At 33.0% G+C, this 18768-nt stretch carries 15 protein-coding genes and 1 pseudogene; 7 read left to right on the top strand and 9 right to left on the bottom strand.

Features of this window, described 5'->3' with window-relative positions:
- Window positions 1-30: 30 nt before the first annotated feature.
- Window positions 31-414, bottom strand: a complete 384-nt coding sequence (locus DM800_RS10730) for a GtrA family protein (protein ID WP_000413281.1) — start codon at window positions 412-414, stop codon at window positions 31-33.
- A 302-nt stretch (window positions 415-716) separates the two neighbouring features.
- Here DM800_RS10730 and DM800_RS10725 point away from each other — a divergent pair, with 302 nt between their 5' ends.
- Window positions 717-2156: a glycosyltransferase family 39 protein gene (locus tag DM800_RS10725; protein ID WP_088065071.1), complete on the top strand. Its 1440-nt coding sequence runs from the start codon at window positions 717-719 to the stop codon at window positions 2154-2156.
- 59 nt (window positions 2157-2215) lie between these two features.
- Here the strand turns inward: DM800_RS10725 and DM800_RS10720 are convergent, their stop codons facing one another.
- The 5 genes from DM800_RS10720 to DM800_RS10700 all read right to left on the bottom strand — a co-directional run bounded on the left by DM800_RS10720 (window position 2216) and on the right by DM800_RS10700 (window position 8837).
- Window positions 2216-3673 carry an ArnT family glycosyltransferase gene (locus tag DM800_RS10720; protein ID WP_088608199.1) on the bottom strand — a complete coding sequence of 486 codons (1458 nt, stop codon included), beginning with the start codon at window positions 3671-3673 and terminating at the stop codon, window positions 2216-2218.
- A 92-nt stretch (window positions 3674-3765) separates the two neighbouring features.
- Window positions 3766-5319 (bottom strand): ABC-F family ATP-binding cassette domain-containing protein, encoded by a 1554-nt coding sequence (locus DM800_RS10715; protein WP_087981892.1) that lies wholly within the window; start codon window positions 5317-5319, stop codon window positions 3766-3768.
- Window positions 5320-5529: 210 nt separating this feature from the next.
- Complete coding sequence (locus tag DM800_RS10710; RefSeq protein ID WP_147786841.1) at window positions 5530-6351, bottom strand: glycosyltransferase family 2 protein; 822 nt, start codon at window positions 6349-6351, stop codon at window positions 5530-5532.
- 28 nt (window positions 6352-6379) lie between these two features.
- The gene (locus DM800_RS10705) at window positions 6380-7834 is read right to left on the bottom strand and encodes an oligosaccharide flippase family protein (RefSeq protein WP_147786840.1); all 1455 of its coding nucleotides are present in this window, start codon (window positions 7832-7834) and stop codon (window positions 6380-6382) included.
- Window positions 7835-8324: 490 nt separating this feature from the next.
- Window positions 8325-8837, bottom strand: coding sequence for an acyl-CoA thioesterase (locus DM800_RS10700; protein ID WP_000412135.1), 513 nt, complete (start codon window positions 8835-8837; stop codon window positions 8325-8327).
- Between the two features lie 312 nt (window positions 8838-9149).
- On the opposite strand from DM800_RS10700, the gene DM800_RS10695 reads away from it, so the two are divergent.
- Window positions 9150-10463 (top strand): ArnT family glycosyltransferase, encoded by a 1314-nt coding sequence (locus DM800_RS10695; RefSeq protein WP_088608201.1) that lies wholly within the window; start codon window positions 9150-9152, stop codon window positions 10461-10463.
- Between the two features lie 92 nt (window positions 10464-10555).
- Here DM800_RS10695 and DM800_RS29895 read toward each other — a convergent pair whose 3' ends face one another.
- The 3 genes and pseudogenes from DM800_RS29895 to DM800_RS10685 all read right to left on the bottom strand — a co-directional run bounded on the left by DM800_RS29895 (window position 10556) and on the right by DM800_RS10685 (window position 12619).
- Complete coding sequence (locus tag DM800_RS29895) at window positions 10556-11362, bottom strand: methyl-accepting chemotaxis protein (RefSeq protein WP_370512865.1); 807 nt, start codon at window positions 11360-11362, stop codon at window positions 10556-10558.
- Window positions 11360-11737, bottom strand: a pseudogene (locus DM800_RS29890) (protoglobin family protein); the annotation flags it as partial. The pseudogene DM800_RS29890 and the gene DM800_RS29895, both read right to left, overlap by 3 nt.
- 249 nt (window positions 11738-11986) lie before the next feature.
- Window positions 11987-12619 carry a trimeric intracellular cation channel family protein gene (locus DM800_RS10685; RefSeq protein WP_000924376.1) on the bottom strand — a complete coding sequence of 211 codons (633 nt, stop codon included), beginning with the start codon at window positions 12617-12619 and terminating at the stop codon, window positions 11987-11989.
- A gap of 270 nt (window positions 12620-12889) precedes the next feature.
- Between DM800_RS10685 and DM800_RS10680 the strand changes: the two genes are divergently transcribed.
- The 5 genes from DM800_RS10680 to DM800_RS10655 all read left to right on the top strand — a co-directional run bounded on the left by DM800_RS10680 (window position 12890) and on the right by DM800_RS10655 (window position 18706).
- Window positions 12890-14296 carry an O-antigen ligase family protein gene (locus DM800_RS10680; RefSeq protein WP_147786839.1) on the top strand — a complete coding sequence of 469 codons (1407 nt, stop codon included), beginning with the start codon at window positions 12890-12892 and terminating at the stop codon, window positions 14294-14296.
- Between the two features lie 77 nt (window positions 14297-14373).
- Window positions 14374-15474, top strand: coding sequence for a glycosyltransferase family 4 protein (locus DM800_RS10675; protein WP_088065067.1), 1101 nt, complete (start codon window positions 14374-14376; stop codon window positions 15472-15474).
- A 15-nt stretch (window positions 15475-15489) separates the two neighbouring features.
- Window positions 15490-16230: a WecB/TagA/CpsF family glycosyltransferase gene (locus DM800_RS10670; RefSeq protein ID WP_046955475.1), complete on the top strand. Its 741-nt coding sequence runs from the start codon at window positions 15490-15492 to the stop codon at window positions 16228-16230.
- Between the two features lie 291 nt (window positions 16231-16521).
- Window positions 16522-17721 carry an MFS transporter gene (locus DM800_RS10660; protein WP_147786838.1) on the top strand — a complete coding sequence of 400 codons (1200 nt, stop codon included), beginning with the start codon at window positions 16522-16524 and terminating at the stop codon, window positions 17719-17721.
- A 268-nt stretch (window positions 17722-17989) separates the two neighbouring features.
- On the top strand, window positions 17990-18706 hold the full coding sequence (locus tag DM800_RS10655; protein WP_048542790.1) for a LytR/AlgR family response regulator transcription factor: 717 nt from the start codon (window positions 17990-17992) through the stop codon (window positions 18704-18706).
- Window positions 18707-18768: the final 62 nt, after the last annotated feature.

Raw genomic sequence — 18768 nt, 5'->3', positions numbered from 1 at the left:
TCCTCCGTATTTTTAATAAGTTGTTCAAGTTTAATTAGTAGCCTTTTCGGTTTGGTTGAATGTCCAAATTTTATTAAGGACAAAGTTTATAACCATTCCGACACCAATTGCGAAGATCTGTGCAATTAATGCATTAAAAGTAAGTTTATCTACTAATATAAATAAACATAATGTATTAAAAGCCAATACAATTAAATTTACAGTTAGAAATTTAAAGAACATTGACGTGCTTTTATTATTAGGTTTAAACACCCAATTTTTATTCCAATAGTAGCTATTGGCAACACCAATTAAATAGGCAATGGTATTCGCAATAAGGTAGTTCATCCCGAATTTTAATAATATCCAAAAGCTAATAATTGTAATGAGTGTATTAAAGATCCCTACTAAACCAAACTTTAAGAGTTTCTCCATAATAGTATCCTCAACTTTATAAAATATATAAATAAAACAGGAATGTAAAAAGGTTGTTCGTACATAACAACTATCAATTATATCATAGTTTATGCTAATATGTTATATGTTTTGGGTAGATATCATTTTAGGATATAAAATAAATCTGTTCATAATAAAAATGATTATTTTAAATTGGTATACTAGGAAATATAAAAGCAAACATGGAAATCATGATAATATTAATGTATAGTAGCTGGTAGTGTAATTTTTTTAGGAAATATAATGTTTTCCCATATAAATATGTTAAGGAGTGAGTTTTTTTGGAACGTTTTTCTGGATTGTTTTCAACCTTTTCTACACGTGCCATATACGGCATTTATAGCTTTTTCGTTGCAATATTAATTTTTGATTATTTTTCAGATACTCAAAAATATAATTATGTAATGATATTAGTTGGAGTTTTATTATTATGTACAATTGGAAACTTTATACTTAGCAGTGGATCGCTATACCTTGAAAGAGTAAATGAAAAAATATGTTTTTTTGTACTGCTAATTATTTGTGTAGCAGTGAAAACAGCGTGGATTCTTACATATAAGATTGATCCGATTGGTGATTATGAAGCCTTTTTTAATACGGCAAAAGCATTAGGTGACAACTTTGTTATTCATGATAGATATGTTGCATTATTTCCACATATTTTTGGATATGCTTCATTCTTAAGTATCTTCCTGAAAATATTTGGGGCAAACTTTATGATTCCGCCAATTATTAATGTTGTTTTAACTACAATATCGATGGGATTAATATATTTTATAGCTAGAAGAATTGGTGGAGTGAGAACAGCGATAACAGCAAGTGTTTTATGGATTCTCTTGCCATCACAAACGATGTATAACATGTTTGCACTTTCAGAACCGTTGTATTGTACAATATTGTTATTGGCCTGGGCAATTATGATAATTGTTTATGATAAAATTGAAAATATAACGATTGCAAAGGTTCTTATGTATTCAATTCTAGTAGCTGCATTACTTGTATTAATAAATATGGCAAGACCAATTGCAGCAGTGCCAATTATAGCCCTAGCAATATGGATGTTTATTATAGATACAAAGCATATTGGGAATAAAAAGCTACTTATTAACAAGGTGGCATATGTAGGGGTTATCATTATTGGATACTTAATGATGTCTTCGGCGGTAAATCATTATGTAACATTACGTTTAGGTGAAGAGATAGCAACAGTGCCGGGATACAATATTCATGTAGGATTTAATAAGGGAGCTTCAGGAACATGGAATCCAGGAGATTCAGCATTACTATATCATTATAGTGGTCAACCAGGATGGAGTGCTCAGGACGTTCAAAAGCAAATGCTTGAAGAAGCGAAAAAGAGAATAAAAAATGATGATATAGATTTCGGGAAACTAATGTATGATAAATTTATTATCTTTTTAGGGAACGATGATCAAGCTGTTAAATATGCAGATCCAATTATGGATCATAAAGTACGATATACTATAATTTCTAATGTTTTCTATTACTTTTTACTAGCTACTTCACTGTTCGGGGCATTAGTAGCTATAAAAAATAAAAATAAATCTTCACTTCTCATTATTTGTTTATACACGATTGGGCTAACAATGGCACAAATGATAGTAGAAGTAGCACCGAGATATCATTATTCGGCTACAATACCTATGATCTTTTTAGCTGCTTTTGGCATTAATCATATTTACAATAAAAAAAGGATATAAATAAAAAGGCATGAGCTCGGTATTGCATCGAGCTCATGCCTTTTTTATTTGGCCTTATCTTATATTTTTGTAGTCTTTCTTTTAGACATGAGACGATAAACTACATATAGTCCATAACTTTGAATGATTGTAAAGCTAGGGATGATAAAGTATCGGTATCTTGTTTGATATTCGATTAAGAAGTGAATCGTTATATAGCCAATTATTAATAATAAAAATAGTGTGTAATGTGTGTTGTTTTGCTTAGTTAGTATGAGATAAAAAGTTGCTAACGTGCCAAATAACATAGTTGTAATATATATATATTTATCGTATGTCTTAAGGTCGTCTTGCAAGGTAACCATATCATTCTCTGTGTTACTTAGTGTTGCCAGACTCCATACTGGGGCGGAATCATAATCTGCCCACATAATCGTGAATTTATCACTAAATAAAGATAAAACCTTTTGTGGATCAGCTAGTCGCTCTTGAATCAATTTCTTCTCAACGGCTTCTCGTTCTTTTCCAAGCTCAAAGGACATAACATATTCTACATCTGCTGAAGAATATCCACCTCTTGTTTCGTGATTAAGTCCTACGGTGAATTTCCAGAGAGGATCCCTGTTAGATAGCGGATATTGGGTAATTCCGGCAGATATAAATGAAGAACTTATAATGTAATGAACAAGGTAAAAAATGATGAAAATCCCAGACAATTTTTTTATAGAAGTTAAAATATCCTGTTTTGATTTTCCTAATATACCTTGTAAAAAGACATAAAGAGCTACTGCAATCAAAACTAAAGCGCCAAGTGGACGCATAATATCTCCTAAAGCTAGGGAGATCCCTATAAAAATCCACATATATTTATGGGTTAGGCCTTTTGTAATTAATAAATAAAACCCAAGATAAAATAGGAATGTGGCAATATGTTGATTCGTTAGTAATGAGCTCATTACAATGCTTGGGATATATAATGCATATAGTAATCCAGCCATTCTTCCAGACCATTCATTAAAAACATATGAAGTTATTTTGTAAATTAGCAAGGTTGTTCCTGTGCAATACATTATATTTAAAAGTTTTAGAAGGAAAGGCCCTTCACCGAATAAATTAATAATGAGGGCTTGGTACATTGTAAATCCAAGTTGATAAACCCATGAAGTATAATAGTCATCTTGTGCAAAACTAAAATCGCCTTTAGTAGCTTGAATAGCACTATTGTACATCACTGAAAAATCTGATTCGATAGGAGTTGGAACGTAGAGAACCCAAATTAATCGAACAGAAAAAGCTAAAACAATAAGTGAAACGGTAAATATAAATGTAGACATATACTTATTAGAAATATAGCCAATAAGCAAAAATAGAAGGCCTATTAGAATAATAATCGGGATGATAATAAAGGAATGTGTGTCAGTTTTTTCTTGAATTACGACTATTGATTGCCACGTTATAGCAGCAGAAATAATTAGACATAGTACTAATAAGCACTTTACAAAAAATATATTAAGCTTTAGGGGGAATGTACGTTGCATTACTAAAAACTCCTTATCATACTGTATGTTTATTTTAAAACGAAATCCCTTTACACGCTAAATAGCAGTGTAAAGGGATGTTTTTTAGGGGATTAAGAATTTTCTTGGGCCCATTTCTCTACATCCCAAGTTTTTGTTATCCACTCTTCATAAAAGTCTGGTTCGTGGCATACAAGAAGAATTGTTCCTTTGTATGCTTTCATCGCTTTTTTCAACTCTTCTTTTGCTGTAACATCAAGGTGGTTTGTTGGCTCATCAAAGAGTAGCCAGTTACTTTCTTCACCCATTAGTTTACATAAACGAACTTTTGCTTGTTCGCCACCGCTTAATTGATTCAGTGGACGAGAGATATGTTCGTTTTTTAAACCGCATTTCGCTAACATTGCACGTACTTGATGCTGGTCTAAGCTAGGGAATGTATTCCAAACATCATCAATGGGTGTTATATTATCAGCTTTTACTTCTTGCTCGAAGTATGATGGGTTTAAGAAGTCACCAAGACTTGTTTTTCCGCTTAATGGTTTAATCTTACCTAAAATCGTTTTTAACAGTGTTGACTTACCGACACCGTTACATCCAACAATTGCAATTTTTTCACCACGTTCAATTGTCATTGTTAATTTCGGTAATAACGGATGTGTATATCCAATCTCTACATTTTCCCCTTCGAAGACAAATCGACTACTTGCACGACTTTCTTTAAAGGAGAACTCAGGCTTAATAGCTGTTTCAGGACGATCGATACGTTCCATGCGATCAAGTTGTTTTTGGCGGCTCTTTGCACGGCCTGTTGTTGAGTAACGGGCTTTATTTTTTGCAATAAAATCTTCTTGTTTTTTGATAAACTCTCGCTGCTTTTCATAAGCATTGATATGTTGATTTTTATTGATTTCTGCCAGCTCTAAGAATTTTTCATATGTTGCTGTATAACGCGTCATTTTTGTGAATTCTAGATGGAAAATAACATCGACACATTTATTCATAAATTCCGTATCATGGGAAATTAATAGGAATGCATGTGGATATTCTTTTAAATAACTTGTTAACCAATGGATATGTTCAACGTCTAAATAGTTGGTAGGCTCATCTAATAGTAATACTTCTGGTTGCTCAAGTAGTAACTTTGCAAGTAATACTTTTGTACGTTGTCCACCACTTAATGCCGCAACATCACGATCTAGACCAATTGCATCAATTCCAAGGCCGCGCGCTGCTTCTTCAATTTTAATATCTAATAAATAGAAGCCACCTGCTTCAAGGGCATCTTGAATTTCTGCCATTTGTTCAAGAAGTTCCTCTAATTCTTCTGGTGTAGCAGTTCCCATTTTTTCTGCAACTTCATTTAAAGCTTTTTCTTTTTCAAATAAAGGTAAAAATGCATCTGCTAATACGTCACGGATCGTGCGACCAGGTGTTAAAATCGTATGTTGGTCTAAGTAACCGTAATTTGTACCAGGTGTCCATTCTACACGACCTTCGTCATGGATAAGCTGACCAGTAATTATATTCATAAATGTTGATTTACCAACACCGTTTGCTCCGACTAATCCAACGTGTTCTCCTGCAAGTAAGCGCATGGATACATCTCTAAATAATGTACGATCACCAAATGTATGGCCTAATTTTTCAACAGTTAATAAGCTCATAATGTCCTCCGTTCATTTCTAAATAGTGTCTTGAATCATGATACTAAATTCTTGGATATAATGCTATCATTTCAAAAATATATAAGGTAACTGACAAGCAAGGTATGCGATTACAAAAGAATGACGGGTTGCTTTGCAAGAAATAAGCGATGCAAGAGAAATAAAAAAACAAGGTGTAACCATTTAATAAAAGTGGTTACACCTTGTTTTTTATTTTAAATATCCACGAACAATACCGCGTAAGCGATTTGCGTGGAATTTACGCTTATCATTAGAAATGTTTTGTGTCATACGGAATGTTGCGGCAGCGACAGCACGTATGAAATAAGGGAATCCATAGTGTAAGCGAATAACCCTACCAAAACCACCAGCATAAGAAATAGCACGTTTTAATGATTGTTCATTAATAATTTCCTCTTTTACAGGATGGTATACGAACAGATCTTTTCTAAATAAACCAGTGTAATTTTGTTTCATCCCACGTAGTACAAAGTCAGTTTCTTCACCAGCTCCATAAATCGTGCCAGAACCAACACCTAAATCTTCATCAAATGTACCTACAGCTTGTACAAATTGTTTTGTGAAGAATAGTGTGAAAGAAGGCCCCATGAATCCATACTTATTATTTAAAATAATGTCTGTATTCGGTGCGTGTATTAAAGAACCTGTACCTTCAACATTTGTAGTGTTTGTCGAGATGAAATGAACATCTTTATTAGAGTTGAAAGTTTCTAATATACTCTCTAAAACATTTGTTTCATAAATACAATCATCATCTGGAAAAGCGATGAAATCACCATCTGCTACTTTTAATCCTGCATTTCGAGCTCTCGATAGCCCTTTAATAGGTGTATAAATGTAGTTAATAGAAAATTTATCTTTATATTCATCAAATAAATCAGAGATTGGCGTATCATTTTGATCTACTACGATAAGTTGAAAGTTTTTGTAAGTTTGTTGTTCAAGTGATTTTAGTAAGTCAAGAATATCATCACGTCTGCCACAAGTAGCCATGATTAAAGAAAATTTCAAGTTTAACAGCTCCTTTTAGAGATTGCGTTTAAGCTTTTTTGAATCGTGCTAATATCTTTTCAAGTAGTGAAAAGAGAATTTCATCCTTTGTTATAAAGAGGATAAGGGCATACGTTAATCCACACGTTATTATGACTAGGATAACTTGTAGTATTTGTCCAGATACGATTATATCAATAACGAATGCTATGGGGACAAATGTTAGGGAATAAAATAGATATTTAAGTTTTTGTATATCAAATAACGTATAATTCACTTTTAATTTCTTTTTCACATAAATATATTCAAATGTGATTAAGAAACAATTCGCAATTGTTGTTGTGAAAATTGCGGTTGTTGGTGTAAGTATATGGAAGAATATTAATGCAATATTGGATGCCAAGTTGATAAATCCACAAATGAATAAAAATCGCACTAAAATGCTTTCTTTCTTTTTCACATAAATAATTTGATTCGATAAAATGGACTCAATACCGACTGTAATCATATAGAAGGCGAAAACAATTAATGTATTACCAGCCTCAGCAAATTGTTGTCCACCGTAAATAACAACAGCTCCATGAGCAATGAGCATTAAACCAATTGCGGCAGGGAATAGGGTAATGAAATATACTTTTGAAATTTTATTTAGTAAAGACTCATATTCCATTTCAGACGCGTTTCCTGATAAATAAGACAGTCTTGGAACGGTTACTTGTACAACACTTAACATAAGTGTATTAATAATCATCATAATTTGAAAAGCCATTACGTAATATGCAACTTCTTCTTTTCCAACATATACCCCTAAAACAAGACGATCTAATTGAGTATATAAAATATTAGCATTTGAAAAAATCAAGACTAATAGTAACGGTTTTAAATGAGGAATAATTGTTAAGTCGGAAAAATCAAATTTCACTTGGCGTTTCACATATATAAAGCTAATAGAGTGGTTTAAAAATGTCGATAATACTAATAAACCAGCATATGTTTTGTAATCGTCAACCCCATGAATGAAAGAGAAAAGAAGTACGACATAGATTAATCGAACGATAACTGTTTTTTTAGTGATGAAGTCATAATTTTCATATGCCTCATTGAACCATTCCACATAAAACATGTTAGATATAAAATTAAAACCGAAAATAAGAAGAACAGGAAATAAACTTTCATGTCCGTATCCAATATAACTAAAGAGCACAAAGCCTGATAAAGCTAAAATACTAGTTGTGAAGTTAATTACATAGAGACTTGTAAATAACTTAGAAACTTTCTTTTTATCGTTTTTAATTAAGCTAATTTCACGTAAACCATATTGATATACACCAAATACGGCGAACACGAAGAAGTAATTGAAAAAAGTTTCAGCAATGTTAACGGTTCCGATTGAATTGGCCCCTAATGTTCGATATGCGTAAGGACCAACTAAAATTGGAAGTATAATATTAAACGTGTTGAGCAGTATTTTATAAAAAATATTTGAAGCAATTGATTTCTGCATAATTTCACCTTTCCATTAAAATAATCCAGTTTTTTCACTAGAGTTAATTCTCTCAATATAATGAAGTGTAAGGTGTTTTCTACACTGTTTACAAATCCTTAAATTGTTTGTTGACCACCCGTATAAGTGTACCCTACATAAACTTTGTAAAGCAACTGTTGATGGGATCGAACTGTATTATAAAGTGAAACTTTAATCAGTGGGGGGGTGTACATTTCCTATTGATTATCAGCACTCATCAATTGGGCGTTTACGGGCAACAGGGCTCCCGCCTAAAGTCTTTGCTACACGGTAGTTTTACAGCCCGAAAATAGCGGGATAAATGAGATTTTATCAATTAGAAAAAGTTAATAGCGAACGGGTATGTATAAAAATATTACATAATATGTGTGAAAAGGAGTAATGGTTGTATGAAGGTGTGAAATTGTTTATAAAAAATGAGCGAATATGTGATAGCTATTCGCTCAAAAGATGTTTTAATGGTGAAGGCCTATATACTCCAAGGTTTACTTAAAGTTAAAACTTCAGCCATTTCTTTGCTTTTTACACGCCCTTTTTTTCTACTTTCTGCACGCTCAGAACCAGTTGTGTGTAGCCAATGTTCTTCTTCCGTTTCAGGTAGTACTTGTGGGACAGATGAAGGTTTTCCATCTTTTAATGCAACGAATGTAATGAAACATGTTGCAGCTATTCTACGTTCGCCTGCTAATAAATTCTCTGCAATTACTTTTACGAACACTTCCATCGAAGATTTTCCTGTATAACATACGAATGCTTCGTAACAAACAGAATCTGCTTGGTGAATTGGAGTTAAAAAATCAACAGAATCGATAGATGCCGTTACGCAATGTTTACGGCTATGTCTTGCAGCTGCAATTGAAGCGATACTATCAATTTCCGCTAATAATTTTCCTCCGAAAAGTGTTTGATGATTATTTAAATCATTCGGAAAAACACGTGTTGTTTTAATTGCTTTGGATTCTCGCATGAATTTCTTTTCCATATGGTCAGCCCCTATTTTCTGTTTTCAATCAGAATGACATGTATTGTAAGTGGAGTACAAAAAATTAAAAATCAATAGATATTTAATGAAGTAAAGAATTCCAGAAGAGGGTTAGTAAAACTTCTGTATTTGTATTCATGTAACTGAAAGAAAATTTATTACTATATAAAGTGTAGTGTAAAAGAGGATTCGCTTACATTGCAAGTGAAAAAATTAGGACCCTGTATTTGTCATAGAAATTCCCTATCAGCTGTGTACCTATTCATGATAGAATCGTTTTGTTATGAATGGAAATAGAGGTGCAATGGACATATGAATCATATACAAACAAATTTTTCGTCTTTTTTTAGTAAAATAATGATTGGTGCGATGCTCGCATTTTTTGTTTATAGTTGTTGGTCAGCGTTTGAAACAAGTAAACAATTTTTTGGTGACAGTACAACAAGTGTAACAATTGTATTGGTTATTTTTGTTATTCTTATGCTGTTAGTGGCATCGATTTTACAGTATCGTTTTACAGAAAAACAATTTCTTGTTTTTCTTATGAGTACATCTATAATTGTGAGACTTAGTATGGTTCTATTTGTAGACGTTCCGATAATTGGTGATATGAAAGCTATGTTTGAGTCTGCAAAGCAGATTGCAATTGGTAATAACGTAGAGAGCATAGCGCAGTTACCTTTTATTATTTATGAATCAATAATTATTCGTGTATTTGGCGATACAGTATTCGCATTGCAGTTATTTAATATTTTATTTTGCACAGGGACTGCATTTTTCATTTATCGTATTGCAGCAATGGTTTTCGGAGAAGAATGCGGCCGTATTGCGTCTGTATTTTACGCTTTATATATTCCGAATATATTTATGAGTTCCTTATTAACATCAGAATCGCTCGCAATATTTTTATTTTATTTGGCTTGCTACATACTTTTATATAAAGGTTTAGATCATCCTTATATGTGGGTGCTTTCAGCAATTTTATTTGCATGCAGTAATATGATTTTCCCAATAGGATTATTTCTTCCTATTTTTATTGCTGTATATGTGTTGTTAATTGAACTCTTTCAATCAGCAATGAAGCAAAAAGTACTATTAAAGATGATAGGGATACTTATTCTATTTTATAGTGCTCATTTTGGTGTGAGTTATGGAATTCAGACAATGGGAATGTCACAATATACAATTTCAAATGAGACGTATGTTCAATCTGTTTTAATTGGAAAAAGTAAAAATGAGGAAAAAATAACAAAGAATCAAAACGTAACAGAGCATATTGATCAAAAGCTAAAAGAGATTGAAGAAGAAAGATTTAAACTTTTAAAGCCAGTAATTAATCAATTCTCAGGTGAGGGAATACATTCTATTCTATTTAAATGTGAAAAACTTATATATATAGCGGTAACATTATTTATGTCGATAGCTTTATTACACTTTCTTATTAAGAAACAACAAAATGAAGGATATATGTTGTTCGTTTTGTTAATTGGCGGATACGTATTGTTAAGGCTCTTCCAAGTAGATATGGCATATTACAATCTTATTGTGCCAGCCTTGTTTATTTTGCAAAGCTTTGGTGTTTATATGAGTTATGTTTATTGTCAAAAAATATTCTTCAGAAAATAAAAAGAATCCAGTTTGGATTCTTTTTTTATGGATGGAAGATGAGGACTAAGAGTCAGCAGAGATGAAGAATCTCTACTGACATAAGCTTCACCCTATCTATTCAGTTCTAGTTGTAAACTATCAGCTGTTAGAGCCATTTTTGAGGAATCGTCTTGAATTCCTTTCATTACTTGTGAAATGGTTTCTAACTCATTTTCAATTTTTTTATTCTGTTCTTTCGAGTTAGACATGTCTTTTACAATTTCTTGGAAGTATTGATCTGTTGCAGACATACTATCCGTTCCTTCAGATACGAGGGAGCTAATTTGTTTCACTGAAGAAGAGACACGAACAATTTGTTCATTTGTTTTTTCAACGAGCTTTGTAACATTGAATATAGATTCTTTCGTTTGCTCTGATAACTTGCGAATTTCTCCAGCTACAACAGAAAAGCCTTTGCCAAATTCCCCAGCACGTGCAGATTCAATAGCAGCATTTAGTGCGAGCAAATTTGTTTGCTCTGCAATTGATTTTACAATGTCTATAATCTCGTTAATTTTGTTAGAAATATCGAGAAGTTCATGAGTATCTGTAATAATCGTTTCCATGTTTGTTTGAATGTATTCCATTCGTTTATTCTGTTGATTTAATTGTTCTTTCCCTTTATTCGCTTTTTCTTCTGATGTTGTAGCTAATGATGTACCTGTTTTGGCAATTTCTACAATAGTTTCAGATTTAGCGGTTAACTGTTGAATAGAAGCACTCGTTTTTTCAGATACAGATGCTAGTTCTGTTGCAATATGCGTAATGGTCATAGCTGTTATTTCTTTTTCTTTTTCATGTTCTTTTTGCATTCTTTCATATTCAGATTCATAAGCCGCAATAACGAGCTCTTGTTCAAGGGTGAATAATTTGTTTATTACGTTTATAGAATAAGAAAAATCGTCAATTGTTGTAATTTTTGTTTGCAAAATCTTCATGATAGAGCGGAATAATTCTTGATAAGCGGCAGTATACCATTTTCTATGTAAACCAATTTGTACATGTCTTTTGGCAATTCTAACACGTTGTTCAATAAAATCTTCGTGCATATCTCCGCTGAATAATTCCTTTATATGTGTTTTTAAAGTTTGCTTTAGTTTTGGAATAGAGCTATAACGTTCAATAATAGTAGTTAAATTAGGCTGCTTTGTAATATTGGCATAGAATTTTTCCGTAATCCAATCAATTTCTTCATAAATAAAGGGCTGTAGTACCTTTACGATTTGTAAATCTTCTTTTGAAATATGTAGCATATCCATTTGAATTTTCAGTTCAGAATTAGTAGGCACGTTAAAAGTGATTTTTTGATCCTTACTTAATTCAAGTATACTGGCGTTTGTTTTATTTGTATGTTTTTTAAAAAACCGAAGCATCGTTCTTCCCCCTGTGTATAAAGCGTTTTCATTTTTGGTTCTAATATAATTATATATTTTTATATACAATTACTCTATATTAGTGTGTAGAATAGTATATAAATTAAGAGAATTCTGTATAGAATTCTCTTAATGGCCTTTATTAATTTTAGCATGTGTTTTAAAGAAAACAGGGAAATGTACATTATATATTACAGTGACAACACGAATAATAAATGTTACTAATAAACAAACATAGAAAGCTAGTACGTGTGCCCCCATTGCATATGTGATTAGGAAACTAATTGCTCCTAAGATAGAAGCGATTGCGTAAATCTCTTTTCGGAATACGTAGGGGATATCTTGAGCGCAAATGTCACGCAAAATACCGCCTCCAATACCTGTAATGACTCCCATTGAAACAACTAAAAATGAGGCGTCAACATGATGTGACATTGCTGCATTTGCACCAATAGCTGTAAAAACACCTAAGCCAACAGCATCAGAAAGCATAATAACGACTTGCAGTTTATTGATACGCTCAAAAAACATACAAGTAAATAATGCTGATAATACGCTTACGAAAAAGTAAATGGGTTTAACAAATGCGACAGGAGGCAGGTTACCGATCATAATATCACGAATAATACCGCCGCCGAGCGCTGTAGCTACAGCTAAACAAAGGACACCGAATAAATCTAAATCTTTTTTTAAACCAACTAATGTACCGGAAATAGCAGCGGCGATAATGCCAAGAAACGTAAATATGTCGATTAATAACATTGCTGTAATCCCTTCCTCCTAAAGATGTTCCAGAGAAAAAATATACACTAAAGTTATGTAAATAACAATGCATTTTCTTTACATGTAGAAAAAAAGAAAAAATGAGGAAAGAAAGCGCTTGAAAATGCAAATATGCTTTTTTCTATAAGGTAAGGCTGGGGAGAAATGTGAGGCGTTTAATTAAAAAATATATGTTATAATAAATATTTGAGATAAGAAAAAATATTAACAGTATAGATTGAAATTAGGTAATAGTTATGGAGGTTCTAGATGTTAAGCGAAAATAGTAAAAGTAATAAATTTGAAAATTTTCTATTAATCTTTATTTTGTTGCAACCAATTTTAGATTTGCTCACGGCATTCTGTATAATGGTTTTAAAAATTGATACGACCATTGGAGTTATTACACGCTTATTCGTTATGTTCCTAAGCGGGATATATATTTTAATTCAAACGAAGAAACAAGGAAATATAAAATATATATTGTATATAATCTTAGTAGGAATAGTCTTCACCATCGGATTGGTAAATAACAAGCTTACAAAAGATCCTATGGTACTTACAGAGGAAATTAAGTTTATAGCAAAAGCATTATATCCGTTTGTTATGCTTACTTGTTATGTATTTGTATTTAAGTCTTTAAAAGAGAAAAGCCATTCAAATTCAAAAATGCGTGACTATGTTACGTATGCATCGCTAATTATAGGAGTAGTCATGGTAGCTTCGATTACTACTGGAACAGATTATAATAGTTATGAATGGGTAAAGTTAGGATCACGCGGTTGGTTTTATGCAGGTAACGAGCTAGGATCTATTTTAGCCATCATGTGTCCAATTGTTATTTTGTATTCAATTGAAAGAACAAAAAGTATAGGTAAAGCGTACTATTGGATTCCTTCAATTTTAGTTGTTTATTCACTATTTGCAATTGGGACAAAGGTTGGCGTAGGAGCAATCTTTGGATCAATGGCTATCGCAGTTGTTATGTGCTTTATTCAGGCATTTATACAGCGTAAAGATGGAAAGAAACATGCCTATTTATTAAATGGTTTTCTTGCAATAACTGTATTTGTAGGCATATTGGCATATACACCTTTTTCACCGTTTATGAAAAATATGGGATTCCATTTCCAATTAATTGAACAAGAACAGAGTGCGAAAAAGGAAGAGAAAAAGAAGGAGGAAGCTAAAGAGCACAAACCTCCTGTGACAGAGCAAGAAAAAGAGAAAGAAAAAGCAAAAGAAAAAGTAGCGGAGAAGAAAGAAGAAACGCAAGCTCTTATTTTTAGTGGGCGTCAATTATTTGAACAGATGTATAAAGATTTCTATAATGAAGCCCCAATGTCTCAAAAATTATTAGGAATGGGTTATGCTGGTAACTATAAAGAACAGCCGAAATTAATTGAACGTGACTTCCACGATTGGTTCTATTCTTTCGGAATCATAGGGTTCATTTTACTTGTAATTCCATTCTTATACTTTGGTATTAAATTTATTGCATGTATATTTACTAAATTTAAACAAATATTCACAGTGAAATATGCAATGATGATTGCAGCAATACTTCTCGGATTAGGTATCTCATTCATGGCTGGTCATATTTTAATTGCACCTGGAGTGAGTTTCTACTTAGTAATAATCATGGCATATTTAATAGTTGACTTGGAAATTGAATGATAGAAAAATAAAAGCTAGCATATGTTAGCTTTTATTTTGTTATAGTAAATAAAAAGAAAAAATGGGGGATGTAAGAAATGAAAGTGTTGCATATGAATGCTGGTGCAGAAGAAGGTGGGGGGAAAACACATATTATTTCACTTTTATCTCAATTTTCAAAGGAAGAAGTGGAATTAATGGTATTTGAAGAAGGTGCGATTGCTAGAGAGGCGAGAAACCTTGGTATTCAAGTGCATGTTTTTACCCAATCATCTCGGTACGACCTATCAATTCTTTCAAAAATAAAAGCATTTATTAATGAAAATCAATTTGACATTGTGCATACACATGGCGCACGAGCAAATTTCTATCTCTCCCTCTTGAAAAAAGGTATAAAAGCGAAATGGATAATGACTGTCCACAGTGATCCAACTTTGGATTTTATGAAGAGGGGATTAAAAGGATGGGTATTTACGAAGTTAAATTTACGTTCTTTCAGGAAGGTAGATTTATTCTTTGCAATTACGGAAAACTTTAAGAGAAACATAATAAAACTAGGTGTACCAGAAGAGAAGATTTGTACGGTTTATAATGGAATCGAGTATGATAATACTCCAGCAAAACCTTATGATAAAAGTGAATTTGGCATTGATGAAGGAGTATTTACAGCTGTTCAAGTAGCGCGTCTTCATCCTGTTAAAGGTCATGATATTTTATTTGAAGCGTTACAAAAAATTAAAATTCCAAATATAAAGGTGCTCTTGCTTGGTGATGGACCTATAGAAGCAGAATTAAAAGAGATGGTGAAACAAAAGGGCTTAGAGGATAAGGTGATTTTTCTAGGTTTTCGTACAGATTCAAAAGAATTGTATGCATCTGCACACATTAATTTGTTAACCTCTTATAGCGAAAGCTTCCCTCTTGTTTTATTAGAGGCGGCTAATCAACGCTTAACATCTATTGCAACAAATGTAGGTGATATGAAAAAGTTAATAGTTGATGATACGTATGGATGGATTGTACCGATTGGTGATGCAGATTCGTTAGCAAACGCGTTAGAAAATGCTTATGAAAAATGGTTGAATGGTGAATTAGAAGCGATGGGAAATCGTTTATATAATCATGCATCTACTCATTTCTCGCTAAAGAATTTGTATGAAGATACTTATAATGCATATAAAAAACTTTTACTGAAATAGAGAGGATAGTTAATCATGGAAGTAAAAACGGTTGATATTCTAGGTGTTCCTTTTTCTACAATGACAATGGATGAAACGATCCAATATTTGAAGGGACAACTAGAATTGGAGCGAACTCATACTTTTCAGGTAGTAACAGCAAATCCTGAAATTGTTATGTGTGCAAAAAAGGATGAAACATTCCATAAAACATTATTAAATACAGATTTAATTACACCTGACGGTATTGGAGTTGTAAAAGCAAGTGGTATGTTAGGTACACCTGTAAAGGAACGTGTAGCAGGTTTTGATTTAATGTGTAATCTATTTGCAAAGTTATCAGAGGAGAATAAACCGGTATCTGTTTTCTTACTTGGTGCAAAACCGCATGTTGTACAAGCTGCAGCAGATCATTTAACGAAGACATATTCAGCTGTATCTATTGTGGGTACACAAGATGGGTACTTTAAACAAGAAGAAGAAGAGAGTATCGTTTCTCGCATTCAAGAAGCAAAACCAGATTTATTACTTGTCGCGCTTGGTTTCCCAAGACAAGAGAATTTTATCCAAACTAATAAGCATCGTTTAGAAACGAAGATGGCTGTTGGAGTGGGCGGAAGTTTAGATGTATGGGCTGGAGAGGTAAAACGTGCACCAAAATGGATTCAAGCGATTAACTTAGAGTGGTTTTATAGATTGTGTAGTAATCCAACGCGCTGGCGTCGTCAGTTAGTATTAGCGGAATTTTTAAAAGAAGTCATGCGTTCGAAAAAGTAGCGGAATATCGCTACTTTTTTATTTGGTCATTTTTAATAAAGTGAGGTTTTGCTCATCCACCACTGATGGTTAACCCTCACCAATTGGACGTTTAATGGCAGTTGGTCTTCAATTTAACCTTTTTGTTTCAGCTGAATTTTGAGGTAGGAGTCTTACTGCCCTCAAATAGTGTGATAAGTATTTTACTTTTGGGGAATGATGAAGGAGAATTTTTTGAACGAAAGTATTTTACTTATACAATTCACACATGTAAAATGATGTGTAAAGACAGCTGTGTAAGGAGGACTTCTTGTGGGCAAGGTGAAAGAAATTTCGAAGCGAAAGCTACTTGGTATAGCAGGGCTTGGATGGTTATTTGATGCAATGGATGTTGGAATGCTTTCATTTGTAATGGTAGCACTGCAAAAAGATTGGGGATTAAGTACGCAAGAAATGGGCTGGATAGGCAGCGTTAATTCGATTGGTATGGCAGTCGGAGCGCTCGTTTTTGGAATACTATCAGATAAAATAGGGCGGAAATCAGTCTTTATTATTACATTATTACTATTTTCTATCGGTAGTGGTTTAACTGCTTTAACGACGACACTTGCGATGTTCCTTGTTTTACGATTTTTAATTGGTATGGGGCTTGGCGGAGAGCTTCCAGTCGCATCTACATTAGTATCAGAGAGCGTTGAAGCGCATGAACGTGGCAAAATAGTTGTGCTATTAGAAAGCTTTTGGGCAGGTGGATGGCTAATTGCAGCCCTTATCTCGTATTTTGTTATTCCGAAATATGGTTGGGAAGTTGCAATGGTATTGAGCGCGGTTCCGGCACTATATGCTTTATATTTAAGATGGAATTTACCGGATTCTCCCAAATTTCAAAGGGCTGAAAAAAGACCATCTGTTATCGAAAATGTAAAGTTAGTTTGGTCTGGTGAATATCGTAAGGCAACAATTATGTTATGGATTCTATGGTTTTCTGTTGTCTTTTCTTACTATGGGATGTTCCTTTGGTTACCTAGTGTAATGGTATTAAAAGGATTTAGTTTAATAAAAAGTTTTCAGTACGTACTTATTATGACGTTAGCTCAATTGCCAGGATATTTCACGGCTGCTTGGTTTATTGAACGACTTGGTCGTAAGTTCGTTTTAGTTACGTATTTAATCGGTACAGCATGTAGTGCTTACTTGTTTGGAGTGGCAGAGTCATTAACGATATTAATCGTAGCAGGCATGTTACTATCCTTCTTTAATTTAGGTGCTTGGGGTGCATTATACGCTTATACACCGGAACAGTATCCAACGGTTATTCGTGGTACAGGTGCAGGGATGGCAGCAGCATTCGGTCGTATTGGTGGTATTCTTGGGCCGCTATTAGTAGGATATTTAGTTGCTTCACAGGCTTCACTATCACTAATATTTACGATTTTCTGTGGATCAATTTTAATTGGCGTAGTTGCTGTAATTGTACTTGGGCAAGAAACGAAGCAACGAGAATTAGTATAAGGTGAAAGTTTAATCGGTGAGGGATTTATCCCCACTGATTATTAGCCAGCACCAATTGTGTTTTTGGGGAAGTAACACTCATTTCTTCGCATTCAGTGGGTGTTACTTCCTACAAATAATGGAATGAAAGGGTAGGGGGAACCGTTGTGGTTTCCTTTTTTCTGTTTTTTTAGATAAATAATGGTATAGTAAGAAAAAGGGAATGTTTCTTATAAAAGCGAATGTATACAACAAGACATATGGACAAAAGAATTAGGTGGTTGAAGAAATGAAAATTTTACTGATCATGGAAGAAGCAGAAGAGCGAAGAAGTTTAGCTGAAAAATTTACTGAAAATATAAGGAATGTAGAATGTTTTGAAGCGAATACGGGAACAGAATCATTATTGATCATGAAAAAGCATACACCAGATTTTGTTTTCTTGAATTCAAAATTACTAGATGGAACTGGTTTTGAATATGCGAGTTTATTACGGGAAGTAAATTGTTATACGAAATTGATTTTTATGGGTGAAGATATAGAAGAGTCGATTACGGCATTTCGGTTTCAAGCATTTTATTATTTACTACGCCCATTTCGTGAGGAAGATTTGCAATTCCTTTTATATAGAATGTGTAAAGAGCAAGGCGAGAAAGCAAAGAGTTATTTGCGAAAACTACCGATAGAAGGTCAAGAGGGAATTCGGTATATTTTCCCTGAAGATATTGTATATGTAAGCAAAAATAAGGAAAACAAAACGGTTTCAATTTATACAACAAATAATCAGTATATTTCAACATATACACTTCAAGAGCTAGAAAATAAGCTAAATGTATATGATTTTTTACGTGTGCATAAAAGTTATTTAATTAATATGTCATATGTACAAGAACTAAAACCTTATTATAATGGCACATATAATCTGTATTTAGATAAATATGATGAGCAACCGATTCCAGTTAGTCGTAATTATGTGAAACGACTTCGAAATAAGATTGAATTATAGTAGGTAATGCGAATTTTTTAACATGATAAACTAAAAATCCTTCATGATAAGGAGGATTCAAA

The organism is Bacillus sp. AY18-3, assembly GCF_008042305.1.
Taxonomy (GTDB): domain Bacteria; phylum Bacillota; class Bacilli; order Bacillales; family Bacillaceae_G; genus Bacillus_A; species Bacillus_A wiedmannii.
Note: the sequence above shows the minus strand (reverse complement) of the source record. Positions and strands in the feature narration are given on the sequence as shown.

What these genes read in the sequence shown, in the direction of transcription:
- DM800_RS10730 (WP_000413281.1), bottom strand. Translation starts at nt 414, where the DNA reads ATGGAGAAACTCTTAAAGTTTGGTTTAGTAGGGATCTTTAATACACTC.
- DM800_RS10720 (WP_088608199.1), bottom strand. Translation starts at nt 3,673, where the DNA reads ATGCAACGTACATTCCCCCTAAAGCTTAATATATTTTTTGTAAAGTGC.
- DM800_RS10715 (WP_087981892.1), bottom strand. Translation starts at nt 5,319, where the DNA reads ATGAGCTTATTAACTGTTGAAAAATTAGGCCATACATTTGGTGATCGT.
- DM800_RS10705 (WP_147786840.1), bottom strand. Translation starts at nt 7,834, where the DNA reads ATGCAGAAATCAATTGCTTCAAATATTTTTTATAAAATACTGCTCAAC.
- DM800_RS10700 (WP_000412135.1), bottom strand. Translation starts at nt 8,837, where the DNA reads ATGGAAAAGAAATTCATGCGAGAATCCAAAGCAATTAAAACAACACGT.
- DM800_RS10695 (WP_088608201.1), top strand. Translation starts at nt 9,150, where the DNA reads ATGAATCATATACAAACAAATTTTTCGTCTTTTTTTAGTAAAATAATG.
- DM800_RS10685 (WP_000924376.1), bottom strand. Translation starts at nt 12,619, where the DNA reads ATGTTATTAATCGACATATTTACGTTTCTTGGCATTATCGCCGCTGCT.
- DM800_RS10680 (WP_147786839.1), top strand. Translation starts at nt 12,890, where the DNA reads ATGTTAAGCGAAAATAGTAAAAGTAATAAATTTGAAAATTTTCTATTA.
- DM800_RS10675 (WP_088065067.1), top strand. Translation starts at nt 14,374, where the DNA reads ATGAAAGTGTTGCATATGAATGCTGGTGCAGAAGAAGGTGGGGGGAAA.
- DM800_RS10670 (WP_046955475.1), top strand. Translation starts at nt 15,490, where the DNA reads ATGGAAGTAAAAACGGTTGATATTCTAGGTGTTCCTTTTTCTACAATG.
- DM800_RS10655 (WP_048542790.1), top strand. Translation starts at nt 17,990, where the DNA reads ATGAAAATTTTACTGATCATGGAAGAAGCAGAAGAGCGAAGAAGTTTA.